We start from the raw sequence: 11,675 nt of genomic DNA on the forward strand, positions 1-11,675 counted from the left end.
CTCCCGGGGGCCGGCGGCCGGACACGGAGGCGGCGGGACCCGGGGAGCCCCGGCGGGCAGCCGCATGCGGGCCCTGGACCGCGCCCGCGCGGGGGACGCCTCCGGGAGCCGGCCCACGGGGCAGAACGCGGCGGCACTCAGGGATGCTCGCCCTCGAGGTCGGTCACCGCACCGTCAACCCGGAGGGCCGGCCCTGTCGGCGAGCGCCGCAAGGTTGACGTCGTTCCCGGTGAAGGCAGGCATGTCCGGCCCGCCGCGCGCACGCGCTCGGCGAAGACCCGGCCTGCGGCGAGGAAGGCCGGTGGGTCGGCCTCGGCGTCCAGGCACCCGCGGCTGCCGCAGCTCCGGGCCGTTCGGCGGCCTTTGGCATGCGGCGGCCCGACACCGCCCAAGACCGGCCCCGCCGGGGCAGTAGCCCCTGCCGGGGCCCGGCGCCGGGCCGGACGCGGCGGCACTCGGGAGGAGGCACCGGGCATGGGGCCGGAGTCGCACTCGGGACCGGGGCCGCACAGGGCCCGCCGCGGAGTCCGCCCCCTGGGCCGGGGCAGCGGCACTCAGGGAGCGCCGGCCGCTCGGGGATGCCCCCTGCGGGGCCGGGACCGTACCGGCCACCCGGGCGACGGGCGGGACGGAGCGGGCCGAAAGGTGATGGGACGTCAGAATTCACGGGGCGTCATGCGGAGATGCCCGCCACGCGCAGGGCGTGGGCGAGGTCCCAGTGGCGTTCGTCGGAGACCGACCTGGCGGCGCGGAGCAGCAGAGGGGTCAGGCGGCGTGGGTCGTACTGGGCGATCCGGGCGGTCTCCTCCGGCGTACGGACCCTGATGTGAGCGTCGAGCAGGGCCTGCGCCTCTTCGCCGCGGCCCGCCTCGTCGAGCGCCAGCAGGGCCTCGGCGATCTCGGGGGCGGGACGGGACACGCCCTGGCGCAGCAGTTGGTGGCAGTCCTGCTCGCGGCCCGCGGCGGACAGCGCGGCCGCCGCCGCGGCCAGCCGCTCGGGCGGCTGCGACGCGACCTCCCACAGCAGCGTCGCCCAGTCGGCGCCGAGGCCCACCCGGTGGAGTTCCGCCGCGAGCAGGGGCAGCAGATCGGGAGGCCAGCCGGCCGCCTCGCACAGCACGACGTGCGCCTCCCCGCCGCGACCCTCGGAGCGCAGCCGCAGCAGCTCGCCCACGGTGCCCGCGGTGACGCGCCTCGCCTCGCCGGAGACCTCCTCCGGGCGGGGCCCGGGCACTCCGCGCTTCTGGTCGCCCGGCTTCTCCTTCGCCGCCCCGGCGAACCGGGCGCCGCGCGGACTGTCCGGTGTGGCCTCGGGGAGCACGTCGACGACCGGCACGACGGCCGCGGGTGTGTCCTCCTCTGCCTCCTCGAGCCAGGCGTACCGGGCACCGCGGGGCTTGCGCTTCTTCTTGGCGGGCTTGGACGGTGCTTCTCCGTGTCCCTCGTACCCGGGGAATGCCCCGCTCGCCGGCCCGCCCGTCTGGACGCTCACCGGACCGCTCGCCTGGCCGGGCTCGGGTCCTGCCGGTGCGCTCGCCGCGGCGCCGTCGTCCGGGACGTGCCCGGTGTCCGCGTCGGTCCCGCGCGTGACATCGCGCATGACATGGTGCGGGACCTCGCGCGGGTGACCGGACGAGCCCGCCGGGCCCCCCGGCATCCCGTGCCCGGCGGCGGCCGCTCCCGGCGTGGCCTCGCCGGTGCCGTCTCCCGCGGGCTCGTGGTGCGCCGCGCCCGCGGCGGTCGCGGCGTAACCGGCCGGCCCTCCGGCGGGGCGCCCGTCGAGCGGGGTGCCCGAGTGCGGGCGCCCCGAGGGCCCGCCGGGCGCCACGGCGCCGCCCCGGTTCGGGGTGCGCGCCCAGGGGTCGAAGTCTCCCGTGCCGCGGGCGGCCGGGGCGCCGGGGCCGGCCGGGCCGGTGCCCGGCGCCGCCTCGTCGCGGAACCAGCCGCCCTGGCGGGGCACCTTGGGCTCGGCGGGCCCCAGCGCAGCCAGTCTGGCGCGCAGTTCGGCACAACGGGCGGTGGCGCGTTCGTGGTCGTCGCGGGCCCAGGCGAGTTCGATGCCGAGTTGTTCCGCCTCGTGTCCGTTGCTCGCCAGGCGGAGCCGGTCACCGAGTCCGGCCTGCCGTTCGGCGGCGGCGCGCTGCTCGCGCAGCATCAGTTCGAGCCGTTGCCGCAGGGCGTGCCGACCGTCGGGGAGGGCGTCGCGGGCGGCGGCAGAGGCCGCGTGGAGTTCGGCGGCCCGGGCGCTCTCGCGGTCGGCGAACTCCGCGCCGTGGCGGGCCGCGAGGTCCTGCAGGAGCGCCTGGACGACGTCCCACGGCGGCACCTCGCGCCCTTCCAGGCAGGCGCGCATGCCGTCGGGGTCCCGTTGCCAGAACACCCCGCACCATCCGCCGCCCTGGTCGAGCAGCGCCGAGAGACCTTCGAGGTACTGTGCGAACTCCCTTATTTCTGCTGGGAGTTGGTCCACCTGCATCGCCCACTCCTAACCGGCTGCAACCGAATGTAATCGTCCGGTCAGGGAGGCATTCGACACCAGCCGTGTTACGGAACCGCTACAACCGGTTTTCGCGATTGGTCAGAACACCTCATAGGCTGCCGGACGGGCCGGCGAGCCGGCGTTCGAAGGCGATGGCGGTGTGCGGCCGTTTCCCGAGTCGCGCCCAGGCGGCGGGGCGGTCCACGAGCCAGAACCGCCAGCGGTACTTACGGCTCAGCAGCCCGCGCACCCCGGCCAGCTCCCCGGGATCCAGCAGCCGTGCGGTGCCCTCGACCGGCTCCGCGCCCGCCACGGGCCGGCCCCGCACATCACAGGGCACGACGGTGGCGCGGCCGTTGTTGCGGATCCGCTTGACCTTCCACGAGTCGCTCCTGGTCCACACGTAGAGCACCCCGTCGTCGGCGGCGCACCACACGGGCGTGGCGACACCCGTGCCGTCCCTGCGGAAGGTGGTCAGGCTGATGTACGGGCTGCGGCCCAGCTCGTCGAGCGTCGCTGTGGTCATACCGCGAGCCTACTCACGCCCGTCCGGGCCGCACCGCGAGCGCGGGCCGCCCGTGCCTCCCGACTGCCGGGAGGCACGGGCGGCCCCGAAGGCCGCGGCACCCGGAGGCCCCGGCACCGGAAGGCCGCTGCACCGGGACGCGCTAACCGGCCAGCCTGGCCGTCTCGTCACCGGTCGACACCGGAGCGCAGCTCTCCGCCAGGGCGTCCATGGAGAGGCCGAGCGCGCCGGCCAGCGCGGCGACGGTGAAGAACGCGGGCGTCGGCGCGCGCCCCGTCTCGATCTTGCGCAGGGTCTCGGCGGAGACCCCGGCGGCAGCGGCGATCTCCACCATGCTGCGGTCCCCGCGGGCCCGGCGCAGCAGGGCGCCGAGCCGTTCACCGCGGGCTCGTTCTTCGGGTGTGAGTGGGGTTCGAACCATGACCGTGATACTAATACCGCATGCCGACCGGTATAAGAATTGGTGCCGGGGCGTGCGCGGCCGGGAACGGGCCGTAGGCACGGGCCGGGAGCGGTGCGCGAACCGTGCGGAAACGGTGCGGGAACGGGCCACCGGCCGGCGAGGGACAGCCGAACGGACCGAAGAGGCCGTGCGGCCAGGGGAACAGGAGCGGAAACGGTCATGGTGGAACTCAAGACGAAGGCTTCCGTCGACGCGATGCGCGAGGCGGGCCGGGTCGTCGGCCGGGCGCTCGCCGCGGTCCGGGACGCGGCCGCGGTCGGCGTCTCGCTGCGCGAACTCGACGGTGTCGCCCACGACGTACTGCGCGCGGCGGGCGCGGGCTCGCCCTTCCTCGGCTACCGGCCGAGCTGGGCTCCCACCCCCTTCCCCGGTGTGATCTGCACCTCCGTCAACGACGCGATCGTCCACGGCATCCCGTCCGACTACCGGCTGCGCGACGGCGATCTGCTCGGTGTCGACTGCGGCGCCGAACTCGACGGCTGGGTGGGCGACGCGGCGATCACCTTCACCGTCGGCTGGGAGCGCGCCTCCCGCCGCCGCCTGACCGAGACCGCGTACGCCGCGCTCGACGCGGGCATCGCCGCCGCCGTCGTCGGCAACCGCATCGGGGACATCGCCCACGCCGTCGGCACGGTATGCCGTGGAGCCGGTTACGGCATCCCGCAGGGATTCGGCGGCCACGGCGTCGGCCGGCGCATGCACGAGGCCCCGGACGTGCCCAACGAGGGCCGCCCCGGACGGGGCATGCCGCTGCGCCCCGGCATGGTCCTGGCCATCGAGCCGATGCTGATCGCGGGCGGCAACGACGGTTACCACGCCGCGCCCGACGGCTGGACCCTGCGCACCGACGACGCCAGCCGCGCCGCCCATGTCGAGCACACGGTGGCGATCACCGAGGACGGACCTCGCGTACTGACCCTGCCCTGAGCCGCTCCGAGCGCTCCGCCGGCGGTCCGGCGGCGGTCCGGCGGCGGTCCGGCGCGTCACCCGCGGTCCGCCGCGGCCGGTCGCGCCCACGCGGCGGAGCCGCATGCCGTCACAGCCTCGCGCCACTGTGGGGCGCCGCCGGACCACGCGGAACCCGTCGTACGGCCCACGGCCCGGGCGCACGCCGCCGTACGGCTCACGACCGGGGCGCACCGCCGTACGGCTCACGACCCGGGCGCACGCCGCCGTACGGCTCACGACCGGGGCGCGCCGCCGCCCTCAGGGCGTGCCGCTCGGTTTCACCACCATCGCGGAACCGCCGCCCCTGCGCTCCTTCTCCGCCGCCGCGAGCCACCGGCCGTCGGGCAGCCGCTGCACTCCCGTCGCGGCGCCGATCTCCGGGTTCTGGCGGAAGCCGTGGCCGATGGCCTCCAGCCGGCCGCGCAACGGGCTGTTCCACAGCCCCGGTTCGAGTTCCGTGGTGGCCTGGTTGCGCTGGCTGGCGCGCGGCGCCGCGATGGCGTCGACGAGTGGCAGGCCCCGGTCGAGGTGGCCGGTCAGGGTCTGCAGCACGGTGGTGATGATGGTGGCGCCGCCCGGCGAGCCGAGCGCGAGTACGGGCCTGCCGTGCTCCAGCACGATCGTCGGGGACATGGAGGAGCGGGGCCGCTTGCCGGGTCCCGGCAGGTTGGGGTCGTGCACCGCGGGACTGGCCGGCGTGAAGGAGAAGTCGGTCAGCTCGTTGTTGAGGATGAACCCGCGGCCGGGGACGGTGATGCCGCTGCCGCCGGTCTGCTCGATGGTGAGGGTGTACGCCACGACGTTGCCCCACTTGTCCGCGACCGTCAGGTGGGTGGTGCTGTCGCCCTCGTACGTCGTCGGGGCGGCCGTGCCCGAGGCCTCACAGTCCGCCGCGTCGCGCGGATCGCCGGGCGCCACAGGGCTGGTGAGGACCGCGTCGTCCCTGATCAGGCACTCCCGCGAGTCGGCGTAGCGCTGGGAGAGGAGCCCCTGCGTCGGTACGTCCTCGAAGGCGGGGTCGCCGACCCAGCGGCCGCGGTCGGCGAAGGCGATCCGGCTCGCCTCGATGTAGCGGTGCAGGTACTGCGCCTCGTCGAGCTTCGAGAGGTCGCCGCGTTCCAGGATGTTGAGGGCCTCTCCGACGGTGGTGCCGCCCGAGGAGGAGGGCGCCATGCCGTACACGTCGAGCCCCCGGTAGCGGACCCTCGTCGGCGCCTGCCGCTTGACCTCGTATGCCCTGAGGTCACCCTCCGTCAGGTCTCCGGGCCGCACCACGCGGGTGGCGTCGGGGTCGACCGGGGGCCTGCGGACCGTGTCGACGATGTCCTCGGCGATGTCGCCCCGGTAGAGCGCGCGGGCGCCCTTCTTCGCCAATTCGGCGTAGGTGTCGGCCAGATCGGGGTTCTTGAAGACCGAGCCGATGGCCGGGAGCCCGCCACCGGGCAGGAACAGCTCGGCGGTGGCGGGGAAGTCCGCGAACCTGGCCCGGTTGGCCTCCGTCTGGGAGCGGAAGGTCGCGTCGACGGTGAAGCCGTCGCGGGCGAGCCGCTCGGCGGGCTTCAGCAGACTGCGCAGCGGCTTGCTGCCCCAGGCGTCGAGGGCCGCGTCCCAGGTCGCGGGGGTGCCGGGGGTGCCGACACCCAGGCCGCTGGTGACCGCCTCGGCGAAGGGGATGGCGGCACCGTTCTCGACGAAGAGGTTCTCGTCCGCCGAACGGGGCGCGGTCTCCCGGCCGTCGACGGTGAACACCTTGTGCTTCCTGGCGTCGTAGAAGACGAAGTAGCCGCCTCCGCCGATGCCCGCGGAGTAGGGCTCGGTGACGCCGAGCGCCGCCGCGGTGGCGACGGCCGCGTCCACCGCGTTGCCGCCTCTGCGGAGGACCTCGATGCCGGCCGCCGAGGCGTCGGCGTCCACGCTGGAGACGGCTCCGCCGTAACCGACGGCGACCGGGGACTTGACGGGTGGCGCCGCGGGCGGAGCCTGAGTGGGTGGCGCGGCGGCTCCGACCGACACCACCGTGCCGGCGGCGGCGAGCAACGACAGTCTGCGCAGAGCTGAACGACGACTCATCCGTACTACCTCCGGTGGGCGACCGTCCGCGCAGCGTAACGGGATCGCACCCGCCCCGTCAGTACCGTCCCTCGAACAGTGGTCCGGCATGCCGCTAGCATGCGCGCCCATGAATGACGACGTGCGCAACATCGTCCTGGGTGTGATCGCCGCGGGCATCAGCACCTCGCTCGGCTGGTTCGCCCGTACCTATCTGTGGCGGCGTCAACTGAGGCGCAAGCAGGACTTCTTCGGGCTGCCGAAGAACGCCGAGTGCGTGCTCGTCGTGAACCGGGAGGCGGGTGGTGACCGGGCGGTCGCGCGCCACGACGTCTTCACGCTGCTCGAACTGTCGGCTCTCATCAAGGACTGCGGCGCCCACGCCCGGATCGTCGCCCACGACGCGGCGCAGCAGGGCTTCGGCGAGCGCACGGAGTTCTGCGTCGGGGGCCCGGCGTCCAATCTGCGGATGGTGGCCCACATGCGTTCGCTGCTGCCCGGCATGCAGGTCAACGTCGACACGGAACCTGGCCCGGACCGGGGCGCCTTCCGGATAGGCGGAGAGCGGTACCGGATGGAGGCCGGGCGCGTCGAGCACGTCGTCCTGGCACGGCTGACGGCGGGCATGGCCGGAGCGGAGTCCCGGCCGGTGTTCCTCTTCTGCGGTCAGCGCGCCATCGCCAACCAGGCCGCCTCCCGCTATCTGGTGCGCAACTACCCCAAGCTGGCGCGTAAATACGGAAAGCGCCCCTTCGTACTGCTGCTGAAGGTGGTCAACTCGCAGGCGTACGGGCCCGACGTGGTGGAACTGGCCGCCGATGTGACCGCCGCGGCCATGAGTCCGATGCCGGAGCCGACTCCGACCTCCCATCGAGCATCCCCCTGACCTGCGCCTTCAGGATGAGTGGTTGACTCATCCAATCGTTACCCTCGCGTAACTTACCGACGGGTTACCTGCGGTAATCCCTCAGGGCTACCGTCGGGTCACTTTGCATCGGAGCAAAGCGAGGGAGCGATTCATGGGACAACCGCGCAAGGCCCTGCGCACCATTGCCATCAGTACCGTTTCCGCAGCTCTGCTGGCGGGCACCGGCTTCCGGTCGGCGCCCGCCGCGGCCGCCCCCGCCGCGGCACCAACGGAGCTGACCACCACCGGTGTCGAGTTCGTCGACATCACCGGGGACGGCGGCGTCACCCTGAAGGCCAACGTCTTCACTCCCGCCGAGGCCTCCGGCACAACGACCACCCGCAGGTATCCGCTCATCGTGCTGCCCACCAGCTGGGCCATGCCGCAGATCGAGTACCTCGCCCAGGCCCAGCAACTCGCGGACTCCGGCTATGTCGTGGTCGAGTACAACTCACGCGGCTTCTGGCAGTCCGGCGGCGAGATCGAGGTCGCGGGACCGCCGGACATCGCCGATGCCTCCCGGGTCATCGACTGGGCACTCGCCAACACGCCCGCCGACCCGGAGCGTGTGGGCATGGCGGGAGTGTCGTACGGCGCGGGCATCGGGCTGCTCGCCGCCGCCTTCGACGAACGCATCAAGGCCGTCGCCGCGCTGAGCGGCTGGGCCGACCTCATCGACTCCATCTACAGCGGCCGCACCCAGCACCTCCAGGCCGCCGCCCTGCTCGGCGGATCGGCCCTGATCACCGGCCGGCCCAGCGACGAACTCACCCAGATCCTCACCGACTTCCTCGGCTCCAACCTCGCCAGGGAACAGGAGATGATCGACTGGGGCGCCCACCGCTCCCCCGCCACCTACCTGGACCGGATCAACCGCAACGGCACCGCGGTCATGCTGGCCAACGCCTGGGGCGACACCATCTTCCCGCCCAACCAGTACGCCGAGTTCTACGAAGGGCTGACCGGCCCGAAGCGCCTGGAGTTCCGCCCCGGCGACCACGCCACCGGTGAGGCGACCGGGCTGTTCGGCCTGCCCAACGACACCTGGACCAGCGCCCACCGCTGGTTCGACCACCACCTCAAGGGTGAGGACAACGGCGTCGGCTCCGAAGCCCCGGTGCGCATCAAGTCCCGCTCCACCGGCGAGTACGAGGGCTACCCCACGTGGAAGGCGGTGGGCACCGAGCGCGCCAAGCTCTCCCTGAGCACCACCCAGAAGGTCACCGCGAACATCGACTCGGGCGCGAACGGAGGGATCGTCCTCCTCTCCAACGCCCTCGACCAGTTCCTCCGGACACCGCCGGTCGTCTCGGTGCCCCTGCTGCCCCGCTCCTACGCGGCCGTCTGGCAGTCCGCCGCCTACGACGCGGAACAGCGCGTGCGCGGTACGGCGAAGCTGCACACCACCGTCACCAGCACCAAGTCGAGCGGCACCCTCGTCGCATACCTGTACGACGTGGGACCGCTCGGCCTGGGGAAGCTGGTCAGCAACGCGCCGTACACCTTCCACGACCGGACACCCGGCGAGCCGTTCGCCGTGGACCTGGAGCTGTTCTCCACCGCCTACGACGTTCCGGCAGGCCACCGGCTCGCGCTGGTCGTCGACACGGTCGACCCGCTCTACGTCGAACACAACCCGCTCGGCGCACAGCTGACCTTCTCCTCGCCCGCGGCCGATCCCTCGTGGGTATCGGTCCCGCTGCGCGAGCAGTGATCTCCGGCTGCTGCCGGGCGGGCACGGCTCCGTCGTACCAGCCCCCTGCCCCACACTCGGTTGTTCGCGACCCGCGCAAACTATCCAGCCGAATACGGGGCTTCACCGCCGACACGCTTTCATACGGCATTAACCGTATTTCACCTCCGGCCGGCGCTCAGTCCTCCGAGACCTCCGCGAAGACCTGAGAAAGCTCGGGCGCCCCGGAAACCGCCCAGTCCAACCCCGCCTCCACCACGTCGACATCCCGGCCGGAAGGGAGGCGGACCACTGGCCGGCCGTCCGGCCAGAGCTGCCACACGGCACCCGGGACGGTACGCACGATCACCGTACCGAGGTACAGCCCCGCGTCGTTCCCCAGCCAGGGGAGCGACTCGGGGTCGTCCCGCCAGCGCGGGGGCAGCTGGTCCAGCGCCCCCAAGGAGGCGGGTGAGTCGTCGAGTTCGAGTCCCGCGGCGCCCGCCTGGGCACGCAGCAGCTCGCACTCGGAGAACAGCTCGGCCACACCCTCGGGATCACCCTCGAACATCGTCGACAGGGCCGCCCCCCGGGTGGGACCGTGCCTGCGGCGCCAGTTGTCCAGGAAAGGGATGTTCATACGGTTAAGCCTCGCACCCGGACGGTCCACGGTGCCACAGGCTTGGCCAGGTGTTGTCCTTGACGTGTCCCGGGTGTGTTCCCCGTTGCATCCCGCACCTGTGGTACCGGATCGGCTGCGCCGAGTACCGACAGCACGGGAAGGGACGGCTGTGCCCCGATCCGGGAGCCCCACGATCCTGGTTTCGCGGCCGCAGCGGATGCTGCCCGCGTACGACAGCGGCGACCACCCGCATCCCGGGGACGCGGGAATGCGGGCGATCGCCGAATCGGTGGACCTGGAGCTGCTGCGGGCGGGTCAGACCTCCAGGTCGACGACGACCGGCGCGTGGTCGGAGGCGCCCTTGCCCTTGCGCTCCTCCCGGTCGACGTAGGAGTCCTTCACCGCCTGGGAGAAGGCGGCGTTGCCGTAGACCAGGTCGATACGCATGCCCCGGTTCTTCGGGAAGCACAGCTGGCGGTAGTCCCAGTACGTGAACGGGTGGTCGTACTTCAGCGGGCGCGGCACGACGTCACCCAGGCCCGTCTCCTGGAGCGAGGCCAGGGCGGCGCGCTCGGCCGGAGTGACATGAGTCATGCCCTCGAAGAACGACCGGTCCCAGACGTCCTCGTCCGCAGGGGCGATGTTGAAGTCGCCCATGACCGCGAAGGGCCGGTCCGCGGCGGCGTCCGAGGCGACGGCAGCCTTCAGCGCCTCCAGCCACAGGAGCTTGTAGGCGTAGTGCGCGTGCTCCGGCTCCCGGCCGTTCGGCACGTACACCGACCACACCCGCACCGGACCGCAGGTCGCCGAGATCGCGCGCGGCTCCCGCACGCCCTCGTACTCGGGGCCCGCGGGCAGTCCGGTCACGATGTCGGCGAGCCCGGCACGGGAGATCAGCGCGACGCCGTTCCACCGCCCGGTGGCGTTGACCGCCGCCTCGTAGCCCAGCTCACGCAGCTCGTCGAAGGGGAACTGCTCCTCGGAGCACTTGGTCTCCTGCACGCACAGCACGTCCGTGCCACTGCTCTCCAGCCAGGCGAGCAGACGGGGCAGGCGGGCGGTGATGGAGTTGACGTTCCAGGTGGCGATGCGCATGGCGCCAACCTACAACCCGCCACCGACAGCGCCGTCCGTCACAGCCTCCACGAGTCCCCCGGCGTCATCCGGGCGTGCTCGGCCCCGCCCAGCGCGCCGATCTGGTTGTCGTAGATCGGCCGGGCCAGCTCGGTGAGCAGCGCGTCGTGGATGTCGATCGCGCGGCGCGGCCCCACCTCGCGCACATAGTCGATGACCTCGGAGATCTTGTTCCACGGAGCGTGCACCGGAAGCATCAGCGTCTCGACGGGGTGCCCCGGGACGGTGAGCGCGTCGCCGGGGTGGAACACCGTGCCGTCCACGAGGTAGCCGACGTTGGTGACCCGCGGGATGTCCGGGTGGATCACGGCGTGCAGTTCGCCGTGGACCTGGACCTCGAAGCCGGCCGCGGTGAAGGTGTCGCCGTGCCCCACCGTGTGCACCCGGCCCGGGAACGCCGGGGCGATCCGCTCGGCGACACTGCGCAGCGTCCAGAGCTCGACGGCCGGTCCGGCCTCCAGGGCCGCTCGCAGTCGTGCCTCGTCGAAGTGGTCCGGGTGCTCGTGGGTGACCAGGAGTGCCTCAGCTCCGGTGTGCGCGTCCTCCTCGCTGAACACTCCGGGGTCGATGACGAGCCTGCGGCCGTCCTTCTCGAGTCGGATGCAGGCGTGCCTCTTCTTGGTCAGCTCGATGGTCGTACTCATGGAATCCGTCCGTCCCTCATGCTACGCCTCGGGGGTTGTGAACAGGTGGCGATGGACTGAGTGTGATCGATGGACTGAGTGTGATCGTGCTCAGGGTCATATGAGTGAGTCTGCGGGTGGTGGGCGTGCTGAGCGGGGGGAACGGGGGTTCTTGTCCCGCATGCGTGATCTTGGCCGGGTGGTGGTCGTTGGGTGGGGTGACGGGCTTTTTCGACCGGGCCGGGGGTGAGG

At 72.7% G+C, this 11,675-nt stretch carries 10 protein-coding genes; 3 read left to right on the forward strand and 7 right to left on the reverse strand.

Annotated features, from left to right (window positions below):
• Positions 1-673: 673 nt before the first annotated feature.
• The 3 genes from GUY61_RS26960 to GUY61_RS26970 all read right to left on the reverse strand — a co-directional run bounded on the left by GUY61_RS26960 (position 674) and on the right by GUY61_RS26970 (position 3,426).
• Positions 674-2,476: a hypothetical protein gene (locus tag GUY61_RS26960; RefSeq protein WP_166632851.1), complete on the reverse strand. Its 1,803-nt coding sequence runs from the start codon at positions 2,474-2,476 to the stop codon at positions 674-676.
• A gap of 112 nt (positions 2,477-2,588) precedes the next feature.
• The gene (locus GUY61_RS26965; RefSeq protein WP_166632852.1) at positions 2,589-3,005 is read right to left on the reverse strand and encodes a PPOX class F420-dependent oxidoreductase; all 417 of its coding nucleotides are present in this window, start codon (positions 3,003-3,005) and stop codon (positions 2,589-2,591) included.
• 142 nt (positions 3,006-3,147) lie between these two features.
• Positions 3,148-3,426 carry a helix-turn-helix domain-containing protein gene (locus GUY61_RS26970; protein WP_166632853.1) on the reverse strand — a complete coding sequence of 93 codons (279 nt, stop codon included), beginning with the start codon at positions 3,424-3,426 and terminating at the stop codon, positions 3,148-3,150.
• Positions 3,427-3,627: 201 nt separating this feature from the next.
• Here GUY61_RS26970 and map point away from each other — a divergent pair, with 201 nt between their 5' ends.
• The gene (gene map, locus GUY61_RS26975; protein ID WP_166632854.1) at positions 3,628-4,395 is read left to right on the forward strand and encodes a type I methionyl aminopeptidase; all 768 of its coding nucleotides are present in this window, start codon (positions 3,628-3,630) and stop codon (positions 4,393-4,395) included.
• A 279-nt stretch (positions 4,396-4,674) separates the two neighbouring features.
• On the opposite strand, the gene ggt is transcribed toward map, so the two are convergent.
• Entirely contained in the window at positions 4,675-6,486 is a 1,812-nt protein-coding gene (ggt, locus tag GUY61_RS26980) for a gamma-glutamyltransferase (RefSeq protein WP_166632855.1), read from the reverse strand.
• Between the two features lie 109 nt (positions 6,487-6,595).
• Between ggt and GUY61_RS26985 the strand changes: the two genes are divergently transcribed.
• Positions 6,596-7,351, forward strand: coding sequence for a hypothetical protein (locus tag GUY61_RS26985; protein WP_166632856.1), 756 nt, complete (start codon positions 6,596-6,598; stop codon positions 7,349-7,351).
• A 133-nt stretch (positions 7,352-7,484) separates the two neighbouring features.
• A complete protein-coding gene (locus tag GUY61_RS26990) occupies positions 7,485-9,086 on the forward strand; it encodes a CocE/NonD family hydrolase (RefSeq protein WP_166632857.1) in 1,602 nt (533 codons plus the stop codon).
• 157 nt (positions 9,087-9,243) lie between these two features.
• Here GUY61_RS26990 and GUY61_RS26995 read toward each other — a convergent pair whose 3' ends face one another.
• From GUY61_RS26995 to GUY61_RS27005, 3 genes are all read right to left on the reverse strand, one after another.
• Entirely contained in the window at positions 9,244-9,684 is a 441-nt protein-coding gene (locus tag GUY61_RS26995) for a DUF6278 family protein (RefSeq protein ID WP_166632858.1), read from the reverse strand.
• A 297-nt stretch (positions 9,685-9,981) separates the two neighbouring features.
• Positions 9,982-10,761: an exodeoxyribonuclease III gene (locus GUY61_RS27000; RefSeq protein ID WP_166632859.1), complete on the reverse strand. Its 780-nt coding sequence runs from the start codon at positions 10,759-10,761 to the stop codon at positions 9,982-9,984.
• A 38-nt stretch (positions 10,762-10,799) separates the two neighbouring features.
• A complete protein-coding gene (locus GUY61_RS27005; RefSeq protein ID WP_166632860.1) occupies positions 10,800-11,432 on the reverse strand; it encodes an MBL fold metallo-hydrolase in 633 nt (210 codons plus the stop codon).
• Between the last annotated feature and the right edge of the window lie 243 nt (positions 11,433-11,675).

The organism is Streptomyces sp. GC420, assembly GCF_009916105.1.
In the GTDB taxonomy this organism is placed as follows: Bacteria; Actinomycetota; Actinomycetes; order Streptomycetales; family Streptomycetaceae; genus Streptomyces.